Consider the following 25,878-nt stretch of genomic DNA (forward strand, 5'->3'; position numbering starts at 1 on the left):
CCCCCCCCCCCCCCCCCCCCCCCCCCCCCCCCCCGCCGCATCGCGACGGTGGTCAGGGCGGTGCCCGACGCGACGAGCGCGTCCTCGAGCGTGAGCAGGTTCGCGGCCCCGCCGGTGCCCATGACGAGGCGGGACCCGATCGGGGTGCCGGCGACGACGAACGGGTCGTCGGCACCGGCCGGGCCGCTCGCGGTGGCGGGGGAGAGGTCGGTCGTGGTCATGGGTCCTCCTCAGCCGCCCTGGACGGCGGTGACGATCTCGATGCGATCCCCGGGGGCGACGACGGTCGTCGCCCAGGCGCCGCGCGGCACGACGGCGTCCCCGACGGCGACCGCGACGCCCTGCGGCGTGCCGTCGGCGACGTAGGCGGGGACGAGCGCGGCGACGAGCCGCTCCAGGTCGACGTCGCCGTCGAGCGGGTACGGCTCGCCGTTGACGAGCGCGGAGGATGCGGGTGCGGTCACGGGTCTCACCTCGGTGTCGTGGCGGTGCGGACGAAGCGGTCGGTGCGGGCGGTCGCGAGGGCGGTCGCGACGTCGTCCCCGGGGGCGGTCCCGCCCGGCTCGGTCGAGCCGGGCTCGGGGAGGCCGCCGAGCCCGAAGACGACGGCGTCGGCCGTGAGCGGGGCGAGCAGGATGCCGTTGCGGCCGTGGCCCGTCGCGAGGTGCAGCCCCGGGACGTCCGTGGGCCCGACGAGCGGGAGGTTGTCCGGGGTCGCCGGGCGGGCCCGCGGCGTCACCTCGACCAGCGCGGCCTCGTCGATCCCCGGCAGGAGGGCACGCGCGTCCCGCAGGAGCGCGAAGACGCCGCCGGCGGTGGCGCGGCGGTCGTCGGGGTTCTCCTCGGTGGTCGCCCCGACGACGACCTCCCGGTGCCCGGCGCGCGGCCCCTCCGGCTCGGCGTCGCGCGGCACGACGTACACCGGCCGGCCCTGTACGAGCCCGCGCACGACGTGCTCCAGCGCGAGGTCCGGGCCCGCGTCGAGCCGCAGCGTCTGTCCCTTCACCGGGCGGGTGGGCACGACGACGCCCGGCACGCCCACCAGCAGGGCGCCCGACTGCCAGCCCGCCGCGACGACGACCGCACCCGCGCGGTGGAGCCGGCCCGCGTCGTCGTGCACGCCGACGACGCGCCCGGCCGGGTCGAGCGCGAGCCGGGTCGCGGCCGCGCGGACGACGCGCGCCCCCGTGGCCGAGCCCGCGCCTGGGGCGTCGCGTCGGCCGAGCGCCGCGAGCAGCGCGGCGTGCGTCGCCCGCGGGTCGACCGCGTGGTCCGCGGGCGCCCACGCGGCCCCGGCGACGCGCGGCCCGAGGTAGGGCTCGCGGCGGCGCGCGTCGGCGACGGTGAGCTCCTGCGACGCGAGACCGTGCACCGCGTGCAGGGCGAGGACGCGACGGAGCAGCGCGAGGTCGTCCGCGTCGTAGGCGAGGGTGAGCGTCCCGGCGGTCCGTAGCCCGACGTCCGCCCCCGTCGCCGCGTGCAGGTCCGCGGCGAACGCGGGCCACGCCGCGGCGGCCGCGAGGTGGAGCCGCAGGGCGGCCTCCTCCCCGAAGTCGGCCTCGGTCACCGGTGCGAGCATCCCCGCGGCGGCGTGGGTCGCGCCCGCGCCCGGCGCCGGGTCGAGCACCGTGACGGTCATGCCCGCGCTCGCCGCACGCCACGCGACGGCGAGGCCGACGATCCCGCCCCCGACGACGACGACGTCGCGTGCCTCGCCGGGCACGGCGGAGCCACCCGCGGACGGGCGGACGGACAGGCTCATGTGCGCTCCCTTCGCTGGCATGACCCAGATCAGGTTCGACGGTCGGCGGCGACGCCCTCTCAGCCCCGTGCGGGGCTCCCGTGCTGTCGGCCACAGTACCTCCTGCGGCGGACGCGCCGGGGCTAGGCTCCCGCGGGTGAGCTCCGAGACCTCCACCACCCCGGCCGCCCTCGCCCCGTCGGCGGCGGACGCCGCACGCGCCCGGCTCGCCGACGCCCGCCTGTACCTCTGCACGGACGCGCGCGAGGAGCGCGGCGACCTCGAGGACTTCCTGCGGGCGGCGCTCGCGGGCGGGGTGGACGTCGTGCAGCTGCGCGACAAGACGCTCGACGTCGCGCGCGAGCTCGAGCTCCAGGAGGTCGTCGCGCGGGTCGCGACGGAGCACGGCGCGCTGTGGGCCGTGAACGACCGGGCGGACGTGGCGTCGGTCACGGGCACACCGGTCGTGCACATGGGTCAGCGCGACCTGCCGGTGCCGGCGGTCCGGGCGCTGCTGGGCGCGGGGCCCGTGCTCGGCCGGTCCACGCACTCGGCCGCGCAGGCGGCCGCGGCGGAGGCCGACCCGGCGGTGGACTACTTCTGCGTGGGCCCGTTGTGGGCGACCCCGACGAAGCCGGGACGGGCCGCCGTCGGCCTCGACCTGCTGCGGGACGTCGCGGCGACCCGGCCCGCGACGCCCTGGTTCGCGATCGGCGGCATCGACGCGGACCGGCTCGACGCGGTCCTCGACGCGGGCGCGACCCGGATCGTGGTGGTGCGCGCGATCACCGGGGCGAGCGACCCGGAGGCCGCCGCCCGCGCCCTGCGCGAGCGGGTCCTGGAGCGCGCCGTCGCGCGCGCCGACGCCTGAGACGCGGGACGAGCCTCGCCGCACGGCGACTATCCTGGACGGGTGACGTCACCCGCCACCGCTCCCGACACCCCCACCACCGCCGAGGTGGCCTCGACCCCGCGGCCCGTGCTCGTCGTCGACTTCGGCGCCCAGTACGCGCAGCTCATCGCGCGCCGCGTGCGCGAGGCCAACGTCTACTCCGAGATCGTGCCGCACACGTTCACGGTCGAGCAGATGCTCGCCAAGGACCCGGCCGCGATCATCCTCTCGGGCGGTCCCTCGTCCGTGTACGCGACGGGTGCCCCGTTCGTCGACCCGGCGCTGTTCGAGGCCGGCGTGCCCGTCATGGGCATCTGCTACGGCTTCCAGGCCATGGCGAAGGCGCTCGGCGGCGAGGTCGCCCAGACGGGCCTGCGCGAGTACGGCGGCACCGAGGTCGAGGTGTGCGCCGCGGGCGTGCTGCTCGACGGCACGCCGCAGAACCAGACCACGTGGATGAGCCACGGCGACGCCGTGCACCGCGCGCCCGAGGGCTTCGAGGTCCTCGCGACGTCGTCCGGCTCGCCGGTCGCCGCGTTCGAGGACCGCGAGCGTCGCCTCTACGGCGTGCAGTGGCACCCCGAGGTCAAGCACTCCGCGCACGGCCAGACCGTGCTGGAGCACTTCCTGTACGACGGCGCGGGCCTCGCCCCCGACTGGACGCCCGGCAACGTCATCGCGGACCAGGTCGCGGCGATCCGCGCCCAGGTGGGCGACGCGCGCGTCATCTGCGCGCTCTCGGGCGGCGTGGACTCCGCCGTCGCCGCGGCGCTCGTGCAGCGCGCGGTGGGCGACCAGCTCACGTGCGTGCACGTCGACCACGGGCTGATGCGCGCGGGCGAGGTCGAGCAGATCGAGCGCGACTTCGTCGCGGCGACGGGCGTCAACCTCGTGATCCGCGACGAGAAGGAGCGGTTCCTCACCGCGCTCGCCGGGCACAGCGACCCGGAGACGAAGCGCAAGATCATCGGCCGCGAGTTCATCCGCGTGTTCGAGGACGCGGCGCGCCAGATCGTCGAGGACGCGGGCGAGGACGGCGCCGAGGTGAAGTTCCTCGTGCAGGGCACCCTCTACCCGGACGTCGTCGAGTCCGGCGGTGGCGAGGGCGCGGCGAACATCAAGAGCCACCACAACGTCGGCGGCCTGCCCGACGACCTCCAGTTCTCGCTCGTCGAGCCGCTGCGCACGCTGTTCAAGGACGAGGTCCGCGCGGTCGGCCGCGAGCTCGGCGTGCCCGAGGAGATCGTCGCGCGGCAGCCGTTCCCGGGCCCGGGGCTGGGTATCCGCATCGTCGGCGAGGTCACGGCGGACCGCCTCGAGACGCTGCGCGCCGCCGACGCGATCGCGCGCGAGGAGCTCACGAAGGCCGGCCTCGACCAGGAGATCTGGCAGTGCCCGGTCGTGCTGCTCGCCGACGTCCGCTCGGTCGGCGTCCAGGGTGACGGCCGCACCTACGGCCACCCGATCGTGCTGCGCCCCGTCTCGTCCGAGGACGCGATGACGGCCGACTGGACGCGCCTGCCCTACGACGTGCTGTCCGTCATCTCGACGCGCATCACCAACGAGGTCTCCGAGGTCAACCGCGTCGTGCTCGATGTGACGAGCAAGCCCCCGGGCACCATCGAGTGGGAGTGACCCCCTAGCGGGACGGGCGGGCCCGACGATCCACGGTGATCGTCGCGGCCCGTTCGTATGCCCGCTCCACGTCGGCGAGCACGCGGGGCCAGCCGGCCGACGACGGCACGTCCCGGTTGTGGGCGATGATCCGGTCGAGCAGGCCGTCCTCGGTCGCGAGCCGCACGAGCGCGTCCGCGAGGCCGGGGTCGTCGTCCGCGACGAGCGCGTCGACGCCGTCGGCGAGGCGCTCCGCGACGCCCGACTGCGAGCGGGTGAGGACCGCCAGCCCGGCGGCCTGGCCCTCGAGCGCGGCGATGCCGAACGCCTCCTCGACGGCGGGCGCGGCGAACACGTCGGCGCGCGCGTAGAGCCGCTGGAGGCCCGTCGCGTCGAGGCGCCCCGGGAGCGACACGACCGACCCCAGCCCGTGCTCCGCGACGAAGCGCCGCGCGTCGGGCAGCTCGGGGCCGTCCCCGGCGAGCGTCACGTGGAGCGCCCCCTCGGGGAGGCGCGCGACGGCGTCGCGCACGACCTCCAGGAACGGCAGCACGCGCTTGCGCGGGGCGAACCGCGTCGCGGCCACGACGTGGACGGCCGCGCCCTCCATGCGGTCGGCACGCTCGGTGCGGGGGACGCGCCACGCGTCGAGGTCGAGGCCGTTGTGCAGCACCACGACCTCGCCCCGGTCGCCGACGATGCGGCGCAGGGGAGCGGCGGTCAGCTCGCTCACGGCCGACCACAGCACGGGCCAGCGGGACCAGCGGACCACGCGGTCGAGCCCGGCGAAGGCGCGCTCCGCGCCGCCCCACACGCTGTGCACGGTGAGGACCGCGGGCAGCCCGGCGCGCACGACCGTGCGCAGCGACGCCTGCGTGGAGGGCGTCAGCACGCCCATGTGCAGGTGCACGACGTCGGGCCGCTCGTCGCGCACGATCCGCGCCACGTGGTGCGGCGCGCGCGGGTGCACGGGGTAGCCGCCCGGGACGCGCGCGGCGAGCCGGTGCACCGTGACGTCGCCGTCCCGCTCGGTCGACACGCCGTGGGCGCCGGGGCGCGCGGGCGTCGTGCAGACGACCGCGACGTCGTGACCGGCGGCCGCCTGCTGCTGCGCGAGCCGCGCGACCTGGGTCTCGATGCCGCCGAGCAGCGGCAGGTAGCAGTCGGTCAGGTGGGTGATGCGCACGGACGGCATCCTCCCATCCCGAACTCGGCGGGCCGTGCGGTCGCCGCCGCGCCTGCCCTGACGTGCGCGCCCGCCCTGAGGTGCGCGTTCGCCGCGCGGTGGGCGTCTCCCGTCGCTACCGTGGGCCCCGTATGGGTGGTTCGACCGTCACGTGACCGGCCCGCACCCGCGGGCCGCCTCGCGCGGGCGGTTGCAGGTGGGTCCTGACGAAGGGGAGAACGCGCCATGTCGAGCACCGTCACCGTCACACCGACGAAGGGGGCACGGGGCATCGGCCTCGTGTCGATCATCGCGGGCATCATCCTTCTCCTCGCGGGCATCGGCACATGGATCGTCGTGTCGAACCAGCTCTCCGCCGAGGAGATCACCGTCTCGGACGACGCGTCGTTCCTCGCGGGGCGCCACGTCAACGGGCCGCTCACCGCGTACGCGCAGGCGGAGGTCATCAACAAGCACGCGCTCGAGGCGAGCGACGGCAAGACCTACGCCGAGCTCGACCAGGACGACCCGACGCGCCAGACCGTCATGACGGCCTCGTTCCTGCGCGCGTCGCTGTTCACCTCCGTCGTGGCGTTCGGGGTGTGCGCCCTCGTCATCGGGCTGGGCATCCTGTTCATCCTCGTCGGCATCGCGCTGCGGCGGCTCGCGGGCGGGCCGAGCGTCGCCGTCGAGACCCCGGGCGGCTACTCGTCGTCGGGCGACCTGTCGGACTCCGGCCGGCACGCCGCGCCTGCGCACGCGTCACCGGGGCACGTCGAGCCGTCGCCGACGGCGCCTCCCGTGCGTCCCGAGCCGACGTCCCCCGGCCGCCCGTCCGCGCTCTCGACCCCCGGCGCCGAGGCCCGCGCGGCCGCACCCGGCACGACCGCGACGCCCGTCGAGCCGACCGGTGCCGCCGGCACGGGCACGCCGAGCGCGCCGGGCTCCTCACCCGCGGCCTCGCCCGACACCCCGACGACGACCACCGGGCCGACCACGCCCGAGCACCGGGCCGACGGCCCGACGCGGCGGGGCGACGAGCCGACCCCCTGACCGTCCCGGCCGCCCGTCCGGGCGCCGAGGACCCGCTCCCACCGGGTCGCACCGGGGAGAGCGTGCGGGGCGGCGTCGCTCGGGCACACCGAGGGCCGTGGCACGACGTGCCACGGCCCTCGGCGTGCCCGGAGGTCCCGGTGCGGCTCAGCCCCGACGGCGTCGTGCGCCGGAGACGATCGACCCGACGACGAGCGTGACACCCGCCGCGGCGAGCACGACGATCGTCGCGAGCCCGAGGTCGACGCGGGCGCCGAGCGCGGCCGCCAGCACCACGACGGCGAAGGCGACGATGACGAAGCCCCACACGATCGTGGCGACGCGCGGGCCGCGCCGCGGGAGCGGGCCGGGGTCCGCGATCCCGCCGAGACCGGTCTGCCCCGCCGCGGACGACGGGCCGGCGCCCGACGTCGTCGGGGGCGCGCCGTGGGACGCCGCCCCGAGGGGCGGCGCACCGACGGGCGGTGTACCGGCAGACGGGGCGTCCCCGGACCGCTTGTCGACCGACGGTCCGTCGACCGACAGCGGGTCGACCGACGGCGCGGTGGGCAGCGGCGTGGTGGCCCCGACGTCGGCGAGCGGCGTCGCGGCCGGGAGCGGCGTCGTCGTGCGGCTGTCGGCCGCGGACGACACGGCCGGGAGCGGGACCGTCGGGCCCGCCGCGGACGCCGGGTGCTCCGTGCGGGCGGGCTCGAACAGCTCGTCCCCGAGCGGCCGCGTCTCGTCGTCGCGGCGGTTCTCGTCGTTCATCAGTCCTCCTCGATCGTGACCTGGCCGGCGCCGACCTCGACCTGCAGCACGAGCAGCGGGTCGTCGCCCGCCTGGACCTCGTCGTTGTCGAACGTCACCGGTTGCGTGCTGACCCCGCCGATCTCCTGGCGGTCGCCGTCGACGTGCCAGCGCGCGTTGCCCGCGAGCACCTGCACCTCGGCGCGGACAGGGACGCCGTCCGGCACGACGACCGTCGCGTCGCCCGCGCCGAGCCGGACGGGGACCTCGACGGGCGAGCCGGCGGTCGCGTCGGAGAGGTCCAGGTCGGACAGGTCGATGCGCGGGTCGCCGAACGACACGCCGAACCCCTGCTCGGCGACGTCGGGGTCGGTGATGCGGTGCGTGCCGTCGGTGACGGTCCGCACGGAGTCGTCGACGAACACGGTGAACGGGGTCGTGCGCCACGCCGAGGCGGGGAGCGCGACGACGAGCAGGACCACCGCGAGCCAGCCGAGGCCGCCGCTCGTCCGCCCGCGCAGGCCGCTCACGACGATCGCGAGCCCGGCGAGGATCCCGCTGAGGCCGGCCCACGTGAGGAACACGGGCCAGGGCAGCTCGCCCTGGCGGTCGATCACCAGGAGCAGCGCCCCGAGCAGGAGGCTCAGCCCGACGACGACGCCGGTCGTCGTGGCACCCGGGCCGCGCGGTCGCGGGGGCTTCGGCGGGCGCGGGGCGCGCGGGGGCTGCGGCGGGCGCGGCGGCTGCGGTCCGCGGCCCTGGGCGGCGGCCCCGTGGTGCCCGAGCGGCGACGTGACGCCCGGCGTGTACGGGGCCCCCGGCGTGTACGGAGCACCGTGCGTGGACGGGGGGAGGGGGGCGGTCGTGCCGTGGGCGGCGGCCGCGTACGGGCTCGCCTCCGCCGACCAGACCGCGTCGTCCTGCGTCCCGACCGGCGCGCCGCCCGCGGGCGTCCCGCCGGGGGCGCCGGGCGTCGTCGGGCCGCCCGGGTACGCCGGGCCGGGGCTGCCCCACGGGGCGTCCGAGGGAGCACCGCTCGTGGGGGTGCCGGGGGGCGCCGTCGGGCCGTGACCCGGGGCGTACGGGCCCTGCGCCGGACCGGCGCCGCCCGGACCGTAGCCCGGGCCGCCCTGCCACGGCGGAGCCTGCGGCGGGGTGCCCTGGCCGCCGCGGGGGCCGCGCTGCGTGAGCGCCGAGACCGCGACGACCGCCACGGTGACGAAGGCCGCGACCCAGAACAGGCCGGTCAGCCAGCCCAGGTGGAGCGCGTCCCACCACGACCACCAGCCGCCGCCCCACGAGAAGCCGACGACGACGAACGCCGCCGCGCCGAGCAGCGCGACGTCGACGTTGCCGCGGAAGGCCTCCTGGAGGTGGATGCGACCGTCGCGGCGCTCGGGCAGCAGGGCCCACGCCGCGCCATACAGGACGAGCCCGGCGCCGGAGAGGAAGAACGTCACGAACAGCAGGCCGCGCACGACGAGCGGGTCGATCCCGAAGCGCTCCGCGACACCGGACGCGACGCCGCCGATCCAGCGGTCGTCCGACCGGTAGATGCCGACACGGCGGACCGCGTCGAAGAAGCCGTCGGTGCCGCTCGGCCGCCGGGGCGCCTCGCCCGGCGCCGTGCCCGGTGCGCCCGGGGGCGGACCGGCGGGGCCGGCCCAGCCCGGTCCGTCGCCGTGGTCGGGGCCGCTCGGTCCCGGAGGGACCGTGCCCGGCTGCGCGCCGGGCGTCTCGGTGTCGCCGCCGGAGCTCCCGGGCTGGGCGCCGGGTCCGGGGAGGTCGGGAGTGCTCATGACCACCATGCTGGTGCGCGGGGCGCGCCGCCGGTATCGGGTGCCACCCTGACCCGACCCTGAACCGTCCGGGGCGCGACCCTGGTTTCCCCGCCCGGGGACGCTCGGGGCGCCCGCGCCGTGTGACGATCGGGGGGTGACGACAGCAGCCCGGCCCGGTGCCCGACCGCGCGACCTGCCGCTGCGCCGTCCCGAGCGCGGCCGGTGGGTCGGTGGCGTGTGCGCGGGCCTCGCGGCGCACCTCGGCGTCGGCGTGGGGGTCGTGCGCCTCGTCATGGCGCTCCTCGCGCTCGCAGGCGGCGCGGGCGTCGCGCTGTACGTGTTCTGGTGGCTCACCGTGCCGCCGGGCGACCCGCAGGCCGCGCGCGACGAGCAGCGCCCCGCCTCCCTGTCCCGGCTCGCGCCGCGTCTCCAGGGGAGCGTGCGGCGCCTGCCCGTGCGCGACGTCGCGATCGGCGTCGTCCTGCTGGGCGGCGCCGCGCTGCTCGTGGCGCTGCGCACGGGCGTCGACGTCGAGGTCTCCTGGGTCATCCCGGTCCTCATCGCGCTCGCGGGCGCGGCGCTCGCGTGGAGCCAGCTCGACGCCGTCGAGCGGGGCCGGCTGCTCACCCGGGCGGGCGGACGCACGCCCGCCGGGGTCCTGCGCATCGCGGGCGGCGTCGTGCTCGTGCTCGTCGGCATCGTGCTGCTCGTCGGCCAGGACGCGCGGCCCACCCAGGTCGTCCGGGCCGCCGTGGCCGCGGTCGCGGTGCTCGCGGGCGTCGCGATCGTCCTCGCCCCGTGGTGGCTGCGGCTGATGCGCGAGCTCGGCGACGAGCGGGCCGCCCGGGCGCGCGAGGCCGAGCGGGCCGACATCGCCGCGCACCTGCACGACTCCGTGCTCCAGACGCTCGCGCTCATCCGCGCCCGCTCCTCCGACGCCGACACGGTCGCGCGCCTCGCCCGCGCCCAGGAGCGCGAGCTGCGCGAGTGGCTGTACGACGACCGCCCGTCGCCGGGCACGTCGCTCGCCGCGGAGCTGCGCGGGCTCGTCGCGGAGGTCGAGGACGGGCGCGTGGGCCGGCGCGCGGAACCCATCGGCGCGGCGCCCGGCACGCCCGATCCCGGGCCGGTCGTCGTGGACGTCGTCGTCGTGGGGGACTGCACCCCGACGCAGGAGACGGCGGCGCTGCTCCAGGCGACGCGCGAGGCGCTCGTCAACGCCGTCGCGCACGGCGGGCCGCCGTACTCCGTCTACCTCGAGGTGAGCGACGCCGCGGTCGAGGTGTTCGTCCGCGACCGCGGCGAGGGCTTCGACATGGACGACGTCGCCCCCGACCGGTTCGGGGTGCGCGAGTCGATCCTCGGGCGCGTGCAGCGCCGCGGGGGCAAGGCCGAGATCATCAGCCGGCCGGGGTGGGGCACCGAGGTACGGTTGCGCGTGCCGCAGGCCGCGCCGCAAGCCGCGCCGAAGGAGGCGCCGACGGACCCCGGCCCGGCGCGCACCGCACCGAGCGAGGAGACCCCGTGACGACCATCCCCAGCACGACGCCGGACGGCGCGCCCGCCACCGGGCCCGTCCCCGTGGTGCTCGTGGACGACCACCACATGTTCCGAGCCGGGGTGCGCGCGAGCCTCGACCCGGGGCTCGTCGCGGTCGTGGGCGAGGCGGACGACGTGGAGTCGGCGGTCGCGCGCGTGCACGAGCTGCGGCCGCCGGTCGTGCTCCTCGACGTGCACCTGCCCGGCGGGAACGGCGGCGGGGGTGCGGAGGTCATCCAGCGCTGCGCGGACGTGCTCGGCGACGTGCGGTTCCTCGCGCTGTCCGTGTCCGACGCCGCGGAGGACGTCGTCGCGGTCATCCGCGCCGGGGCGCGGGGCTACGTGACCAAGGCGATCTCGGGCCCGGACCTGTCGGCCGCCGTCGGGCAGGTCGCGGGCGGCGACGCCGTGTTCTCCCCGCGGCTCGCGGGCTTCGTGCTCGACGCGTTCGGCACGGGTGCGGCGGACGTCGCCGTGCACGACGACGAGCTCGACCGCCTCTCCGCGCGCGAGCAGGAGGTCATGCGCCTCATCGCGCGCGGGTACACGTACCGCGAGGTCGCGTCGGAGCTGTTCATCTCGATCAAGACCGTCGAGACCCACGTCTCCGCGGTCCTGCGCAAGCTCCAGCTGTCGTCCCGTCACGAGCTCACCCGCTGGGCGGCCCAGCGCCGCCTCCTCTGAGCCCCGCCCACCGCTGAGTGCGTGAAACAGTCGCGCCGAAGGGCTCCGAGGGCGACTGTTTCACGCACTCAGCGCGGGGCGGGCGGGGTACGGGGCGGCCAGGCGGGGGAGAGGGTGACCACGTCGCCGACGACGGTCACGGCCGGGGGGCGGACGCCGGCCTCGCGGGCCCGCTCGGCGATGGTCGCGAGCGTCCCGACCGTCGTCCGCTGGCGCGGGCCGTAGCCGTCCTCGACGACGGCGACCGGCGTCTCGGGCGGCCTGCCCTGCGCGACGAGCGCCGCGGCGGTCTCCCCGAGGCGCGAGACGCCCATGAGCAGGACGACCGTGTGGTCGCTCGCCGCGGGGACCTTCCCGGCGTCCTCGTGCCCCGTGAGCACGGTGAACCCGCGCGACAGGCCACGGTGCGTCACGGGGATGCCCGCCGCGGCGGGCACGGACACGGCGCTGGTCACGCCCGGGACGACCTCCACCGGGATGCCGTGCGCGCGGCACGCGTCGAGCTCCTCCCCGCCGCGCCCGAAGACGTACGGGTCGCCGCCCTTGAGCCGGACGACCCGCCGGCCCACGAGCGCGTGGTGCACGAGGATCCGGTTGATCTCGTCCTGCGGCACGGGGTGGTTGCCCGACGTCTTGCCGACGTCCACGACCACGACGTCGTCGCCGAGCTCGGCGAGCAGCGCGCGCGGCGCGAGCCGGTCGACCACGACGACGTCGGCCTCCGCGAGCGCCCGGCGCCCGCGCACGGAGATCAGGCCTGCGTCGCCCGGCCCTCCGCCGACGAGCGCCACGGAGCCCACGGGCCGCACGAGCGGCGCGGTGACGGCCCCCGCGGGGGAGGCCTCGGACCCGGGCCCCGCCTGCGCGACGGGAACGCCCGGGCCGGCGTCGGGACGGGCCGGACGCACCGGTCGCAGCGGGAGCTTGCCCGTCTCGAGGAGCGCCGCGACGGCGTCGCGCACGCGTACGGCGCGCCGGGGGTCCCGGCCCGCGTTGACGGCCACCGTGACCTCGGCCTCCGCGGTGCCGGGTGCGCCCGGCACGAGCGTGCGCGCGACGGCCGGGACCCACGCGGTCGCGCGCTCGGCGTCGCCCGCGGTGACGCAGAAGACGCGGTCCGCCTCGGCGTCGGCCGCGACCTCGCCGTCGACGCGGGCGTCGCCCGTCGCGGTGTGGACGAGCCACGCGCCGTCGAGGTCGCCCGTGAGGTAGTCGCGTCGCACCCAGGCGAGCCGGGCGTCCCGCGCCGGGCCGGCCGCGGGGCCGTGCGCGGACGCGTGACCGGCACCCCCCGGGCCGTGGGCCGCGAGCAGCTCGGCGAGGTCCTCGCACGCGAACGGTGCGACGACGGTCACGACCGCGCCCGCGTCGAGGAGGCCCCGCGTGCGGCGTGCGGCGACGGGGCCGCCGCCGACGACGACGACGCGACGGCCGTCGAGACGCAGGCCGAGGGGGTACGTCTCGTGGGTGGGTGCGGTCACGGTGCCAGCCTAGGTGTCGTCTAGATCGCGTAGGAGCCGGGGCGTTCCGCCGGGCGGCGGGCGGCGGCGAGCGCGTCGCCGACCATGCCGGCGGCGAGCGTGCCGCCGTCCTGGGCGTCGACGAGCAGGAACGCGCCCGTGCGGCGCGCCACGACGTACTCCTCCGCCGCGACGGGCGACGCGAGCCGCAGCGTCACGCGGCCGATGTCGTTGAGCTCCAGGCGCTCGGCGGGCTCGAGCTCGGCGGTGTCCAGGTCGAGGCGCCCGACGACGTCGCGCACCACGGCCTGCACGGTGCGGGTCGTGTGCTTGAGCAGCACGCGCGCGCCGGGCAGGAGCGGACGGTCGCCGAGCCACGCGACCGTGCCCTCGACGTCCTGCGTGACGTCGGGGGCCTCGGCCGCGGACGCGAGGAGGTCGCCGCGCGCGACGTCCACGTCGTCGGCGAGGCGGATCGTCACCGACTGCGGGGCGAACGCCTCGGTGAGCTCCGCGCCGCTCGCGAGGGAGTCGGCGGTGTCGATCCCGACGACCGTCGTGCGGCGCCCGGACGGCAGCACCACGACCTCGTCGCCGACCGTCACGACGCCCGACGCGACCTGCCCGGCGTACCCGCGGTAGTCGCGGTAGCGCTCGTCGGCCGCGGCCTGCGGCCGGATGACGACCTGGACGGGGAAGCGGAACGCCTCGGTCTCCGGATCGTCGCCGGTCGGGAGCTCCTCGAGCAGCTCGAGCAGGCTCGGGCCGTCGTACCAGGGCGTGCGCGTGCTCGCCCGGTCCACGACGTTGTCGCCGACGAGCGCCGAGACGGGGATCGTGTGCACGTCGCCGACGCCGAGCGACGTCGCGGCCGCGCGGATGTCCGCCGCGAGCTCCTCGTAGCGCGCCTCGCTGTAGTCGACGAGGTCGATCTTGTTCACCGCGACGACGACGTGCGGCACGCGCAGCAGGCTCGCGACCGCGAGGTGGCGGCGCGTCTGCTCCAGCAGGCCCTTGCGCGCGTCGATGAGCAGCACGACGACGTCCGCCGTCGACGCCCCGGTCACCGTGTTGCGCGTGTACTGCACGTGCCCGGGGCAGTCGGCGAGGATGAACGACCGGCGCGCGGTCGCGAAGTACCGGTAGGCGACGTCGATCGTGATTCCCTGCTCGCGCTCGGCACGCAGGCCGTCGGTGAGCAGCGCGAGGTCCGCGGTCTCGAGGCCGCGGTCGCGCGAGACGCGCTCGACCGCGTCGAGCTGGTCGGCGAGCACCGACTTCGAGTCGAACAGCAGGCGGCCCACGAGCGTGGACTTGCCGTCGTCGACGGAGCCCGCCGTCGCGAGGCGCAGCAGCGTGCCGCGGCGCGCGTCGTCGAGCGGGGGCGCCGCGTCCGCGGTGCCGGTGGTGGTCTGGGTGCCCATCAGAAGTACCCCTCCTTCTTGCGGTCCTCCATGGCGGCCTCGGAGAGGCGGTCGTCGGCGCGGGTCGCGCCGCGCTCGGTGATGCGCGTCGCGGCGACCTCGGCGATGACGTCGTCGACGCCGGTCGCGTCCGAGCGCACGGCTCCGGTGCACGACATGTCGCCCACCGTCCGGTAGCGCACGGTCTCCGTCCGCAGCGACGCGGCCTCGGCGTCCGTGCGGGGCGCGGAGTACGGCCCGACGGCGAGCAGCATCCCGTCGCGGTCGAACACCTCGCGCTCGTGGGCGTAGTAGAGCCCGGGGAGCTCGATGCGCTCGCGCGCGATGTAGCGCCACACGTCGAGCTCGGTCCAGTTCGACAGCGGGAAGACGCGCACGTGCTCGCCCGGGCGGTGCCGCCCGTTGTAGAGGTTCCACAGCTCGGGGCGCTGGTTGCGCGGGTCCCACTGGCCGAACTCGTCGCGCAGGGAGAACACGCGCTCCTTGGCGCGCGCCTTCTCCTCGTCGCGGCGGCCGCCGCCGAACACGGCGTCGAACCGGTGTCCCGAGATGGCGTCGAGCAGCGGCTGCGTCTGGAGCGGGTTGCGCGTGCCGTCGGCGCGCTCGCGCAGCCTGCCGTCGTCGATGTAGTCCTGCACGCGCGCGACCTCGAGGCGCAGGCCGAGGCGCTGGGCCGTGGCGTCGCGGTAGGCCAGCACCTCGGGGAAGTTGTGCCCCGTGTCCACGTGCAGTACGGGGAACGGCACGGGCCCGGGCGCGAACGCCTTGACCGCGAGGTGCAGCATCACCACGGAGTCCTTGCCCCCGCTGAACAGCAGGACGGGCCGCTCGAACTCGGCGACGACCTCCCGCACGATGTGGATGCCCTCGCTCTCGAGCGCGTCGAGCTGGGCGAGGCGGCGGCCGCCGGGGAGCGCCGCGGCGGGCGCGGTGCCCGCGTCGGCGGAGGCGCCGGGGGAGCCCGGCGCGTCGGTCGTCAGGTCGATGGTCGTCATGCCCGTCCTCATACGTGGAGTCCGCACTCTGTCTTGTCGAGCCCTGCCCAGCGGCCGGCCCTCGGGTCCTCGCCCGGCGCGACGCGCCGGGTGCACGGCTGGCAGCCGATCGACGGGTAGCCGTCGTTCAGCAGGGGGTTGAGGATCACCTGGTGCCGCGCGGCGTACGCGAGCAGGTCGTCGAACGACCAGGCCGCGAGCGGGTTGATCTTCACGAGCCCGTTCTTCTCGTCGAACGTCACGAGCGGGGTGCTCGTCCGGGTCGGCGCCTCGTCGCGACGCACGCCCGTGACCCACACCTCGTAGCCCGCGAGCGTGCGGTGCAGCGGCTCGACCTTGCGCAGCTGGCAGCACAGCGCCGGGTCGCGGCCGAACAGGTCCTTGCCGTGCGCCGCGTCCTGCTGGGCGACCGTGAGCTCGGGCCGGACGTCGACGATCGTCACGTCCATCTGCTGCTCGACGGCGTCGCGCGTCCCGACGGTCTCGGCGAAGTGGTAGCCCGTGTCGAGGAACAGCACGTCGACCCAGGGGATCTGCGCCGCCACGACGTGGGGGAGCACGGCGTCGGCCATGGAGCACGCGACCGCGACGGAGGTCCCGAACTCGCGCGCCGCCCAGGCGATGACCTCCTCGGCCGTCGCCTCCGGGCGGGTCGCCCCCTCGACACCGGGCGTGCCGGCGCCGTGCAGCAGCTCGGCGCCGCGGCGCGCGATCTCGCGCAGCTCGTCGAGGGACCGCTTGGCCCTGCCGTGCTGAGCGCGCTCCGCGTGGTGCGCGGCCTTCGCGCTCTCGCGCTGCTCGGTCCGGGCACGGGCCGCGGCGCGCAGCGCCGCGAGCGGGTCGGTGCTCGCGGGTGCACCGGGCCCGCCGGTCAGGTCCGCGGTCATCGGAGCGCCTCCTCGTCCGCGCGGTGCGCCCACTCGGCGAACGTCTCGGACCCGTCCTTGTCGCTCTCGTAGCGCCGGACGACGCGCTCGACGTAGTCGGTGAGGTCGTCCGCGGTCACCTTGAGCCCGCGGACGGTCCGGCCCAGCCCCGCGAGCTCGCGGTCGTCGGAGGCCAGCCCGCCGCCCAGGTGGACCTGGAAGCCGGGGACCTGCTGACCGTCATCGTCCATGACGAGCTGGCCCTTGAGGCCGATGTCCGCCGTCTGGATGCGCGCGCACGAGTTGGGGCAGCCGTTGACGTGCAGGGAGAGCGGCTTCATCTGGGACAGGTCGCCGAGGCGCTGCTCGAGCTCGTCGATCGTCGCGGTCGCGGTGTCCTTCGTGTCGACGATCGCGAGCTTGCAGTACTCGATGCCGGTGCACGCGATCGTGCTGCGCCGGAACGGGCTCGGCCGGGCGTCGAGGCCGTTCTCCTGGAGCGTCGACACGACGTGCTCGACCTGCTCGTCCGGCACGTCGAGCACCAGGAGCTTCTGGTGCGGCGTGAGGCGCACGCGGTGCGACCCGACGGACTCCGCCAGGTCGGCGACGTTGGCGAGGATCGTGCCGGACACGCGCCCGACGTACGGGGCCGCACCGACGTAGTTGAGCCCGTCCTTCTGCTTGTGCACCCCGACGTGGTCACCGGGGACGGACGGCTTGGGCGCCGGCGGCCCGTCGGGCAGCGCGTACCCGAGGTACTCGGTCTCGAGCACCTCCCGGAACTTCTCCGGCCCCCAGTCGGCGAGCAGGAACTTCAGGCGCGCCTTGTTGCGCAGCCGGCGGTAGCCGTAGTCGCGGAAGATCTGCACGACGCCGTGCCACACGTCGGGCACCTGCTCCTCGGTGACGAACGCCCCGAGGCGCTCCCCGAGGCGCGGGTTCGCGGACAGCCCGCCGCCGACCCACAGGTCGAACCCGACGCCCAGCTCGGGGTGGCGGTGCGCGACGAACGCGACGTCGTTGATCTCGTGGACGACGTCCTGGCTCGGGTGGCCGGTGAGCGCCGTCTTGAACTTGCGGGGCAGGTTCGCGAGCTCGGGGACGCCGATGTACTTCTCGGTGATCCCCGCGACGGCCGGGCCGATGTCGATGAGCTCGTCGGCGGCGATGCCCGCGACCGGGCTGCCGAGCACGACGCGCGGGACGTCGCCGCACGCCTCGGTCGTCTGCAGCCCGACGGACTCCAGGCGGCGCCAGATCTCGGGGACGTCCTCGACCTCGACCCAGTGGAGCTGGATGTTCTGGCGGTCGGTGATGTCCGCGCTGTCGCGGGCGAACTCCGTGGAGATGCCCGCGACGACGCGGAGCTGCTCGGTCGTGAGCGCCCCGCCGTCGATGCGGACCCGGAGCATGAAGTACCGGTCCTCGAGCTCGTGCGGCTCGAGCGTCGCGGTCCGGCCGCCGTCGATCCCGGGCTTGCGCTGCGTGTACAGGCCCCACCAGCGGAAGCGCCCGTGGAGGTCGTCGCCGGGGATGGAGTCGAAGCCGTCGCGCGCGTAGACCGTCTCGATGCGCTCGCGGACGGACAGGCCGCCGTCCTCCTGCTTCCACTTCTCGTTCGCGTTGAGCGGCTCGGTGCCGTCGACCTTCCACTGCCCGTTCGGGCGGGCGGCGCGCGCGGGGCGGTCTCCCGGCGTCCGGGCCGGGCGCTCGGCGGGCCGCGGCGGACGGGCGGGAGGAGTGCTGCCGTCCGTGGCCTCGGGCGCAGTCGGTGCCTGCGTCATCGGGGTTCCTCGTGTCCTCGTTCGGGGGCGGGGACGCGCGACGGCGAGCGCTCAGCGAGGATGCTGCGAGTGGCTGAGGACCGACGGCGCGCGCCGGTTCTCAGGGGTTCTCGGGAAGAGAGGCGAGCGACGGCTCGCGCTGAGTCGGGCGCGGTTCAGCGACAACAGCTGAGACACGTGTGCGCGCACGCCGACGTCCCGTGACCGGAGGTCACGAGGAGGGTGCGGGCTGCCGTGGTCATGCCGAGAACAGTAGCGGCGGTCCGGACGCGTGGACAGCCCCGGTCCGCATGGTGGGAAACCGGGAATAGTAGACCGATCTAGTCCGCTTTGTCGAGCGCTGGCGCGACCGGGCCTATCTCACCTTGTGCAAACTTTCACGACAGGGTCGTCAGCAAATACCATGGAGTCATGGAGTTCCTCTACAACGTCTTCGTCGCGCTGCACTTCATCGGGTGGGCCATCGTGCTCGGTGGCTACCTCGCGTCCCTGCGCTCGCCGGGCCTGTACAAGGGCGTCTTCCACGGTGCGCTCACCGCGCTCGTCGCGGGGATCGCCATGGTCGGGATCGGCGAGGCGTCGGTCTGGGGTGACGGCGGCCCGGACATGGCCAAGATCGGCGTCAAGCTGGTCGTCGCCCTCGTCATCGCCGTCCTCGCGTTCGTCGCCAAGCGCCAGGGGGCCAAGGCCTCCGACGGTGCCGTGGCGCCGGGCCTCAAGCACGCCATCGGCGGCCTGACCCTCGTCAACATCGTCGTCGCCGTGTTCTGGAACTGACCGCACCACCGGCCCCCGGCCCGTCGACGCTCCGCGTCGGCGGGCCGTCGTCGTCCCCGAGGCGTTGACCCGCGTCTAGGTGCATGATCTACTAGTCGTATGGTCCTTCGATACCTCGTGCTCGGGCTCCTCACGGTCCGGCCCATGACCGGCTACGACCTCAAGCGCGCGTTCGACACCTCCGTGCACCACTTCTGGGCCGCCGACCGCTCGCAGCTCTACCGCACGCTCGCGGCCCTCGTCGACGCGGGCCTCGCCGAGGTGGAGGTCGTGCCGCAGGAGAGCTACCCCGACCGCAAGGTCCACACGATCACCGCCGCGGGCCGCGCGGCGCTCCGCGACTGGCTCGCCGCGCCGCTCGAGCCGGAGGACGCGCGCGAGCCCTTCCTCGGGCGGCTGTTCTTCGCCGACCAGCTCGACGACGCGGGCGTCGCGGAGCTCCTCGCGTCCCGCCGCGCGCAGGCGGAGGAGGCGGTCGCGGCGCTCACCGCCGAGCAGGAGCGCGTCGCCGCCGTCCTGGCCGACGGCGGTCCCGACGCCGACCGCGTCCGCGGCACCCGGGGGCTCGCCCTGCGCCTCGCCACGCTCCGCCACGGTCTCGCGCACGCCCGGACCGAGCTCGCGTGGCTCGACGAGACCGAGCGGGAGGTGCTCCCGTGACCACGCCGGACGCCGTCGGGCGCCACCCCGCGACGCCGCCCGACGGCGCGGGGACGGACGAGGTCTCCGTCGTCCTGCTGCACGGCGGCAACGTCGCGTCGTGGATGTGGGAGCCGCAGGTCGAGCACCTCGCCGACCTCGACGTCCGGACACCGGACCTGCCCGGCTTCGGGTCCCGGGCGGCCGAGGACGTCGTGTCGCTGGACGCCACCGCCGACGACGTGGCCGCCCTCGTCGCGGCTCTGCCCGCGGGCCGGGCCGTGCACCTCGTCGGGCTGTCGTACGGCGGGATCGTCGCCCTCCGGGTCGCGGCACGGCACCCCGGGCTCGTGCGCTCCGTCCTCGCGTCCGGCGCGGCGGTCGACGGCGTGCCCGGGCTCGCCGGGGCCGTCGGGCGCGCGCAGCTCCGGGTGTGGGACCGGCGCTGGTACTGGGAGGCGCAGGCCCGCGCCTTCCGCCTCCCCGCCGACGCGCGCGACCTCTTCGTCCGGACCGGCCTCGCGATCCGCCGCGAGAACATGGCCCGCACCCTGCGCGACGTCTACGGCGGCTGCTGGCCGACGGGCCTCGAGGCGTCGGGCGCGCGCGTCCTCGCCGTCGCGGGCTCGCGCGACCTGCGCGCCGCCCGCTCCGCGCTCGGGACGATTGCCCGCCGGGTGCCGGACGCCGTCGTCCGCCTGGCGCCCGGCATGCACCACCAGTGGAGCGCGGAGGACCCCGACCTGTTCAGCGCGACGATCCGCTCGTGGGTGGTCGACGGCGTCGCGCACCCCCGGCTGGTCCCGCCCGCGGGGCGTGCGTAGCGCGCCGGACGTGCGAGGGTTTCCCCCGTGAGCGTCGGTGGAGAGGTCCTCGTCGGGCTGGCGATCCTGGTCGGGCTGATCGGGATCGTCGTGCAGATCCTGCCCGGGAACGTGCTCGTGCTCGGGGCGATCCTCGTGTGGGCGATCGTCACGGGCGGCACGGCCGCCTGGGTCGTCTTCGCGGTCGCGGCCGTGCTCGTCGTCGCCGCCGAGGTGTCGCAGTACGTCCTCGCGGGTCGGCACATGCGCCGGGCGGACGTCCCGTGGTCGACCCTCGTGTGGGGCGGGATCGCGGGCGTCGTCGGGTTCTTCGTCATCCCGGTGGTCGGCCTCTTCATCGGGTTCGTGCTCGCCGTGTTCCTCGCCGAGCTCGTGCGCCGCCGCGACCGGCGCGCCGCCTGGCGCGCGACGGTCGTCGCGATGCAGGCGACCGGCATCACGATCCTCGTCCAGCTCCTCGGCGGGCTGCTCGCCGCCGCGACGTGGGGCATCGGGCTCACGTTCACCTGACGCTCCGTCGGTCGCGCCTGTCGTGGCGAGGCCGCGCACGAGCGCGGCTCCTCCCGACTCGCGGGGAGGGCGCTGCAGGTGACGGATAGGGTGAGCGCCGGTGGGGTCTCCACCGACGGAGCACGGCAGGCGGCGAGGCATCCGATGGACAAGGCTCGTGTTTCGATGGCCGACACCATGCGCCACGTCAGTGCAGCGTCTGCGCCCAGCCCTCTCTTCACGTTCGTGCGGTGGGCGACCGCCTTCGTGATGGCAGCAGTCTTCGCGGTGACCTTCGCGGTGCTCGACGGGCCGTGGTTCGTCGCGGGATTCGTCTTCGCCGGAATCCCCGGCGGGCTCCGCGCGTCCGCCTACCTCGTCCGCAGGGGGCGCGGTCCGGGTCTGCCGAGGCTGGGTCTCGGACGCTCGGTCGCGCTCCTGGGGGCGAGCTGCGGGCTCGTGTGCGTGTCAGCGGGTTTCCTCGGTGCCTGGACCGCCCTGGCCTTCGGAGTGGTCACCTGGTTCGCGGAGTTCGTCGTCGCCCGAGAGTTCGTCCTGCGCGAAGGGGCGCGGGAGAGGCCTGACGACGGTGGTCTCGCCCGCTGACCCGGGGTGGGCGAACGCCGCCGGCCTGGTGTCTCCGCAGCACGGTCCGGGGCGTGGCGGGCCTGACCTTCCGGGAGACGGGCCTGACTTCTCGGGAGACAGGAGCTGCTCGAGCGAGCCCGCGCAGCGGGGAGCGCGACGCCGTGTCCCTCGGCGACGTGTCGGCCGGGCGGTGCCGGGTGTGGGCGCGGGCGCCTAGGCTGGAGGGGCTATGGCTTCGCTCTTCGAGAACCTCCCGCTGCCCGGCCTCGACACGCTGTTCGACGGCCCGCGCGTCGACCACGGCGGCGAGTCCCGCCTCCCGCGGACCGCCCCGCGCTGGACCGACGACCCGGCCGTGCCCGACGGTGCCGGGTCGCCTGCCGGTGACGGCGCACCGGGCACGACCGGCGGTGCGCCGTCGGGCGAGCGCCGTGGCCGGTACGCGCACCTCGACCCCGACGCGCTGCTCGACGGGCTCAACCCGCAGCAGCGCGAGGCCGTCGTGCACGCGGGCGGGCCGCTGCTCATCGTCGCGGGCGCCGGGTCGGGCAAGACGCGCGTGCTGACGCACCGCATCGCGCACCTGCTCGCCACGGGCCGGGCGCGCGCCGGGCAGATCCTCGCGATCACGTTCACCAACAAGGCCGCGGCCGAGATGCGCGAGCGCGTCGAGGCGCTCGTCGGTCCGTCGGCGCGGAACATGTGGGTCTCCACGTTCCACTCGGCGTGCGTGCGCATCCTGCGGCGCGAGGCGAAGACGCTCGGCCTGCGGTCGAGCTTCTCGATCTACGACGCGGCGGACTCCCAGCGGCTCATCACCCTCGTCACGCGCGAGCTCGACCTGGACCCGAAGAAGTACCCGGCGCGTTCGCTCGCCAACAAGATCTCGGACCTCAAGAACGAGCTCATCGACCCCGAGACCTACGCGCGCGACTCCGGCGCCCATGCGACGGACGACGGCCTCGCGGCGCGGGCCGGCCAGCACGGCGCGAACGTGCCCGAGTTCGACCAGGTGCTCGCCGACGTCTACACGCGCTACCAGGCCCGGCTGGTCGCGGCGAGCGCGCTCGACTTCGACGACATCATCATGACCACGGTCAACCTGCTCCAGGCGTTCCCCGCGGTCGCCGAGCACTACCGCCGCCGGTTCCGCCACGTGCTCGTCGACGAGTACCAGGACACCAACCACGCGCAGTACGTGCTCGTGCGCGAGCTCGCGGGCGTGGGCGAGGACTCCGCCGCGACCGACGCGGCGACGAGCGGCACGGGCGAGGCGCAGGTCCCGGCGCTCGACCCGGCCGAGCTCACCGTCGTCGGCGACGCCGACCAGTCGATCTACGCGTTCCGCGGCGCCACGATCCGCAACATCCTCGAGTTCGAGGCCGACTACCCCGACGCCCGCACCATCCTGCTCGAGCAGAACTACCGCTCGACGCAGAACATCCTCTCGGCCGCCAACGCCGTCATCTCGCGCAACCCCGACCGCAAGCCCAAGCGCCTGTGGACGGACTCGGGCGCGGGCGCGAAGGTCATCGGCTACGTCGCCGACAACGAGCACGAGGAGGCGCGGTTCGTCGCGGAGGAGATCGACCGCCTCGGCGACACCGAGGGCGTGCGCCCCGGCGACGTCGCGGTCTTCTACCGCACGAACGCGCAGTCCCGGGCGCTCGAGGAGGTGCTCATCCGCGTCGGCCTGCCGTACAAGGTCGTCGGGGGCACCCGCTTCTACGAGCGTCGTGAGGTCAAGGACGCCGTGGCGTACCTGCGCGCGATCGACAACCTCGACGACGACGTCAACCTGCGCCGCGTCCTCAACGTGCCCAAGCGGGGCCTCGGCGACCGCGCCGAGGGCGCCGTCGCGGCGCTCGCGGACCGCGAGCGCATCTCGTTCGGCGCGGCGCTCGCCCGCATCGACGAGATCCCCGGCCTGACGAACCGCACGCTCAACCCGCTGCGGGCCTTCGCGGAGCTCATGACGGGGCTGCGCGAGCTCGCGGACTCCGGCGCGAGCCCGTCCGAGATCCTCGGCGCCGTCCTCGACCGCACCGGCTACCTGGCCGAGCTGCGCGCGAGCGACGACCCGCAGGACGCGACGCGCGTCGAGAACCTCGCCGAGCTGCACGCCGTCGCGACGGAGTTCAGCGAGCTCGACCCCGAGGGCACGCTGTCCGACTTCCTCGAGCGCGTCTCGCTCGTCGCCGACGCCGACCAGATCCCCGCGGACGACGGCGACGACGAGGACGGCGAGGGCGAGGAGAAGGAGGACCCGGGCGTCGTCACGCTCATGACCCTGCACACCGCGAAGGGCCTCGAGTTCCCCGTCGTGTTCCTCACCGGCATGGAGGACGGCACGTTCCCGCACATGCGGTCCCTGCACGACGACGCCGAGCTCGCCGAGGAGCGCCGCCTCGCCTACGTGGGCATCACCCGCGCGCGCGAGCGGCTCTACGTGTCGCGGTCCGCGGTGCGCTCCGCGTGGGGCATGGCGAACGAGTTCCCGCCGAGCCGGTTCCTCGAGGAGATCCCCGAGGAGCTGTGGGACTGGCGGCGGCGCGAGTCGTCGATGGCGACCCTGCGCGCGGGCGGGTCCGTCTGGGGCCGTGGGTCCGGTTCCGGCTCGTGGTCCGGTTCTCGCTCGGGTTCCGGGTCGTGGTCGGGGTCGCGCGCCGAGGGGGCCGGCGCCGGTTCCGCCACTCGTAGCCCTCGATCCTCGGGCTCCTCCCGCCAGGCCCGCCACGATCCCGCCTCGAACGCCTCGGCGCGATCGTCGTTCGGCTCGCCGTCCGGTGGGGCGAAGTTCGGGTCGGCGACGCCGCGGGCCGACGGGGACGTGCCGAACCTCGCCGTCGGTGACAAGGTCACGCACGACGCGTACGGGCTCGGGACGGTCGTCTCGCTCGAGGGCGCGGGGCCGAACGCGGTCGCGAAGATCGACTTCGGCGCGGACGGCACCAAGCGGCTGCTCCTGCGGTACTCGCCCGTCACCAAGCTCTGACGCGCCACGCTCCGACGCGCCACGCACCGACGCACCGGGCGCTCGACCGGCCGGTCGAGCGCCCGTGCGCGCGTCTCTGGCTTCCGCCGCGTCAGCCGATCGTGCCGAGCGCGCGGTAGGCGAGGACGAACGCCGTGGCGACGACGGCGGTGCCTCCCGCGGCGACGGTCACCGGGACGGTGCCGCGCAGGCGCCGGGCGAGCACCGCGCTGAGCAGCACCAGCGACGCGAGCCCGATCACGACCCAGTACGTGGCGCCCGTCGTCTCGACGACCGTCGTGAGCCCGTACACCGACTCGCCGAGGCCGATGCCCGCGAGCACGGCCGTGCCGAGGGCCGCGCGCACGCCCGCGCGCCACAGCCACGCCGCGGCGACCCCGACGAACGGGCCGACGACGAGGCCGACCACCCCGAACAGCGTCGGGTCGTAGAAGTACCCGCGCAGGTCGGCGGCGACCGTGTACCCGAGGGTGAGCAGCACGAAGCTCGCCGCGCCCAGCACGGCGGCGTGCCAGGTCCGGGTCCGTGCGTCGCGCGCGGCCCAGGCGACGAGGAGCGCCGTGAGCAGGGTCCAGCCGCTCGCCGAGTTCGCGAAGGGGGCGGCGGCGTCGGGCAGGAAGCCCTGGGCGTACGACGTCAGGCCGCCGAGCACGACGCTCGCGGCGAGCACGACGGCGCCCCTCGCCCACGGCTGCCCGCCGGGAGCCGGGACCCCGGTCGAGCGGGCCGGCGCGGAGCGCGTGCGAAGGGCGGAGGCGTCGGAGCGGTCGTCCGAGCGGTGGGGGAGCGCGGTCTGGTCAGGCACACCCCGACGGTAGGCGCGGCTCCGCGGCGGGGCGTCAGCCCGTCGTCGGGCACGAGAGTCCGCCCGGTCCTACCGTGGCAGGACGACCGAGCCCGAGGAGCCTGCCGTGACCCAGCCGTCGGCCGCCCGTCCCGCCCCCTGGCCCGACCTCGACGTGCGCCGCTGGGAGCCGACGCGCCGGCCGCTGCACCTGTTCACGCAGGTCGTCGGCAAGGTCGTGCTCGACCTCACCCCGTTCGTCAACCACTGGTGGAACGTCGCGTTCCACGTGACTGCGCGAGGGTTCGTGACCCCCGTCATGCAGGTGGGCGAGCGTGCCCTCGACGTCGAGATCGACCTCGTGGGGGAGCGGGTCGCGTTCCGCACGTCCGACGGGCGCACCGAGACGATCGGGCTGGGGCCGATGTCGGTGGCCGACTTCTACGCCCGTACCCTCGCGTGCCTCGACCGGCTCGACGTCCCCGTGCGCGTCTGGTCGACCCCGCGCGAGGTCCCCGACCCCGTGCCGTTCGAGCAGGACACCGCGGTCGGGGAGTGGGACGGCGAGCTCACCCGCACCTGGCTCGCGACCGTGCAGCGCGTCGTCGCGGTCATGGAGCGGTTCCGCTCCGGGTTCTACGGCAAGTCCAGCGGGCCGCGCTTCTACTGGGGCGCGTTCGACCTGGGGCTCACGCTGTTCAACGGGAAGCCGCACCCGCAGCCGGACGACCTCGAGCCCATCTACCGCTACGCGGAGAACGCGGAGAACGTCGCCGTCGGCTACTGGCCGGGGGACCCGACGACGCACGCCGACCAGGTGTACGCCTACGCCTACCCGGAGCCGCCCGGCGCCGCTGGCCTCGACCTGGCGCCCGGGTACTGGGACCCCGGCCTGCGCGAGGCGGTGCTCCCGTGCGGCGTGCTGCGCGACGCCGCCGACCCCGACGCCGTGCTGCTCGCGTTCTTCGAGCGGTCGTACCGCGAGCTGGCCACGGCGGCCGGGTGGGACCTGGACGCGTTCACCGGGCCGGTCCCGCCGCGCTGAGCGCGTC

23 protein-coding genes, 1 pseudogene and 1 riboswitch (1 of these 25 running past the window's edge) are annotated in these 25,878 nt (G+C 75.7%); of the genes and pseudogenes, 12 read left to right on the forward strand and 12 right to left on the reverse strand.

Features of this window, described 5'->3' with window-relative positions; all coding sequences use genetic code 11:
• The 3 genes and pseudogenes from AC3WT4_RS09170 to thiO all read right to left on the reverse strand — a co-directional run.
• A pseudogene (locus AC3WT4_RS09170) lies at window positions 1-122 on the reverse strand (thiazole synthase); it reaches 690 nt to the left of the window's first position.
• A gap of 108 nt (window positions 123-230) precedes the next feature.
• Window positions 231-464 (reverse strand): sulfur carrier protein ThiS, encoded by a 234-nt coding sequence (gene thiS, locus AC3WT4_RS09175; protein ID WP_108048828.1) that lies wholly within the window; start codon window positions 462-464, stop codon window positions 231-233.
• 5 nt (window positions 465-469) lie between these two features.
• A complete protein-coding gene (thiO, locus tag AC3WT4_RS09180; protein WP_492315280.1) occupies window positions 470-1,762 on the reverse strand; it encodes a glycine oxidase ThiO in 1,293 nt (430 codons plus the stop codon).
• A riboswitch (TPP riboswitch) is annotated at window positions 1,752-1,854 on the reverse strand. Its footprint overlaps the gene before it by 11 nt.
• A gap of 44 nt (window positions 1,855-1,898) precedes the next feature.
• Between thiO and thiE the strand changes: the two genes are divergently transcribed.
• The gene (thiE, locus tag AC3WT4_RS09185) at window positions 1,899-2,612 is read left to right on the forward strand and encodes a thiamine phosphate synthase (RefSeq protein WP_492315281.1); all 714 of its coding nucleotides are present in this window, start codon (window positions 1,899-1,901) and stop codon (window positions 2,610-2,612) included.
• A 42-nt stretch (window positions 2,613-2,654) separates the two neighbouring features.
• Entirely contained in the window at window positions 2,655-4,268 is a 1,614-nt protein-coding gene (gene guaA, locus AC3WT4_RS09190; protein WP_492315282.1) for a glutamine-hydrolyzing GMP synthase, read from the forward strand.
• A 4-nt stretch (window positions 4,269-4,272) separates the two neighbouring features.
• Here guaA and AC3WT4_RS09195 read toward each other — a convergent pair whose 3' ends face one another.
• Window positions 4,273-5,433 (reverse strand): glycosyltransferase family 4 protein, encoded by a 1,161-nt coding sequence (locus tag AC3WT4_RS09195; RefSeq protein ID WP_074809383.1) that lies wholly within the window; start codon window positions 5,431-5,433, stop codon window positions 4,273-4,275.
• A 225-nt stretch (window positions 5,434-5,658) separates the two neighbouring features.
• Here AC3WT4_RS09195 and AC3WT4_RS09200 point away from each other — a divergent pair, with 225 nt between their 5' ends.
• Complete coding sequence (locus AC3WT4_RS09200; protein ID WP_074808978.1) at window positions 5,659-6,465, forward strand: hypothetical protein; 807 nt, start codon at window positions 5,659-5,661, stop codon at window positions 6,463-6,465.
• A 147-nt stretch (window positions 6,466-6,612) separates the two neighbouring features.
• On the opposite strand, the gene AC3WT4_RS09205 is transcribed toward AC3WT4_RS09200, so the two are convergent.
• Both AC3WT4_RS09205 and AC3WT4_RS09210 read right to left on the reverse strand, forming a co-directional pair.
• Window positions 6,613-7,215, reverse strand: coding sequence for a hypothetical protein (locus AC3WT4_RS09205; protein ID WP_492315283.1), 603 nt, complete (start codon window positions 7,213-7,215; stop codon window positions 6,613-6,615).
• Entirely contained in the window at window positions 7,215-8,993 is a 1,779-nt protein-coding gene (locus AC3WT4_RS09210) for a PspC domain-containing protein (RefSeq protein ID WP_492315284.1), read from the reverse strand. The genes AC3WT4_RS09205 and AC3WT4_RS09210 overlap by 1 nt, the downstream gene beginning before the upstream one ends.
• A gap of 136 nt (window positions 8,994-9,129) precedes the next feature.
• On the opposite strand from AC3WT4_RS09210, the gene AC3WT4_RS09215 reads away from it, so the two are divergent.
• Window positions 9,130-10,503: a PspC domain-containing protein gene (locus AC3WT4_RS09215; protein WP_492315285.1), complete on the forward strand. Its 1,374-nt coding sequence runs from the start codon at window positions 9,130-9,132 to the stop codon at window positions 10,501-10,503.
• Window positions 10,500-11,198: a LuxR C-terminal-related transcriptional regulator gene (locus tag AC3WT4_RS09220; protein ID WP_286185857.1), complete on the forward strand. Its 699-nt coding sequence runs from the start codon at window positions 10,500-10,502 to the stop codon at window positions 11,196-11,198. The genes AC3WT4_RS09215 and AC3WT4_RS09220 overlap by 4 nt, the downstream gene beginning before the upstream one ends.
• Window positions 11,199-11,266: 68 nt before the next feature.
• Here the strand turns inward: AC3WT4_RS09220 and cobA are convergent, their stop codons facing one another.
• From cobA to AC3WT4_RS09245, 5 genes are read right to left on the reverse strand one after another with little or no spacing between them, the layout of a single operon-like run.
• The gene (gene cobA / locus AC3WT4_RS09225) at window positions 11,267-12,679 is read right to left on the reverse strand and encodes a uroporphyrinogen-III C-methyltransferase (RefSeq protein WP_492315286.1); all 1,413 of its coding nucleotides are present in this window, start codon (window positions 12,677-12,679) and stop codon (window positions 11,267-11,269) included.
• A 20-nt stretch (window positions 12,680-12,699) separates the two neighbouring features.
• Window positions 12,700-14,082 (reverse strand): sulfate adenylyltransferase subunit 1, encoded by a 1,383-nt coding sequence (locus AC3WT4_RS09230; RefSeq protein WP_074808988.1) that lies wholly within the window; start codon window positions 14,080-14,082, stop codon window positions 12,700-12,702.
• Entirely contained in the window at window positions 14,082-15,077 is a 996-nt protein-coding gene (cysD, locus tag AC3WT4_RS09235; protein ID WP_492315287.1) for a sulfate adenylyltransferase subunit CysD, read from the reverse strand. Before cysD ends, AC3WT4_RS09230 begins: the two co-directional genes overlap by 1 nt.
• Window positions 15,078-15,085: 8 nt before the next feature.
• Window positions 15,086-15,964: a phosphoadenylyl-sulfate reductase gene (locus tag AC3WT4_RS09240; protein WP_400110277.1), complete on the reverse strand. Its 879-nt coding sequence runs from the start codon at window positions 15,962-15,964 to the stop codon at window positions 15,086-15,088.
• Window positions 15,961-17,730: a nitrite/sulfite reductase gene (locus AC3WT4_RS09245; protein ID WP_492315288.1), complete on the reverse strand. Its 1,770-nt coding sequence runs from the start codon at window positions 17,728-17,730 to the stop codon at window positions 15,961-15,963. The genes AC3WT4_RS09240 and AC3WT4_RS09245 overlap by 4 nt, the downstream gene beginning before the upstream one ends.
• Before the next feature lie 411 nt (window positions 17,731-18,141).
• Between AC3WT4_RS09245 and AC3WT4_RS09250 the strand changes: the two genes are divergently transcribed.
• From AC3WT4_RS09250 to pcrA, 6 genes are all read left to right on the forward strand, one after another.
• Window positions 18,142-18,507, forward strand: coding sequence for a hypothetical protein (locus tag AC3WT4_RS09250; protein ID WP_492315289.1), 366 nt, complete (start codon window positions 18,142-18,144; stop codon window positions 18,505-18,507).
• A gap of 99 nt (window positions 18,508-18,606) precedes the next feature.
• On the forward strand, window positions 18,607-19,167 hold the full coding sequence (locus AC3WT4_RS09255) for a PadR family transcriptional regulator (RefSeq protein ID WP_400110283.1): 561 nt from the start codon (window positions 18,607-18,609) through the stop codon (window positions 19,165-19,167).
• Entirely contained in the window at window positions 19,164-19,970 is an 807-nt protein-coding gene (locus tag AC3WT4_RS09260) for an alpha/beta fold hydrolase (RefSeq protein ID WP_492315290.1), read from the forward strand. Before AC3WT4_RS09255 ends, AC3WT4_RS09260 begins: the two co-directional genes overlap by 4 nt.
• 27 nt (window positions 19,971-19,997) lie before the next feature.
• On the forward strand, window positions 19,998-20,480 hold the full coding sequence (locus AC3WT4_RS09265) for a DUF456 domain-containing protein (RefSeq protein WP_492315291.1): 483 nt from the start codon (window positions 19,998-20,000) through the stop codon (window positions 20,478-20,480).
• A gap of 165 nt (window positions 20,481-20,645) precedes the next feature.
• Window positions 20,646-21,065, forward strand: a complete 420-nt coding sequence (locus AC3WT4_RS09270; protein WP_492315292.1) for a hypothetical protein — start codon at window positions 20,646-20,648, stop codon at window positions 21,063-21,065.
• Window positions 21,066-21,276: 211 nt separating this feature from the next.
• A complete protein-coding gene (gene pcrA / locus AC3WT4_RS09275; protein ID WP_492315293.1) occupies window positions 21,277-24,042 on the forward strand; it encodes a DNA helicase PcrA in 2,766 nt (921 codons plus the stop codon).
• Between the two features lie 91 nt (window positions 24,043-24,133).
• On the opposite strand, the gene AC3WT4_RS09280 is transcribed toward pcrA, so the two are convergent.
• Window positions 24,134-24,847 carry a DUF6518 family protein gene (locus AC3WT4_RS09280; protein ID WP_492315294.1) on the reverse strand — a complete coding sequence of 238 codons (714 nt, stop codon included), beginning with the start codon at window positions 24,845-24,847 and terminating at the stop codon, window positions 24,134-24,136.
• A gap of 106 nt (window positions 24,848-24,953) precedes the next feature.
• Between AC3WT4_RS09280 and AC3WT4_RS09285 the strand changes: the two genes are divergently transcribed.
• Window positions 24,954-25,871 (forward strand): DUF5996 family protein, encoded by a 918-nt coding sequence (locus AC3WT4_RS09285; RefSeq protein ID WP_492315295.1) that lies wholly within the window; start codon window positions 24,954-24,956, stop codon window positions 25,869-25,871.
• Window positions 25,872-25,878: the final 7 nt, after the last annotated feature.

It is taken from the genome of Cellulosimicrobium sp. EB106-03-01-XG111, assembly GCF_058792115.1.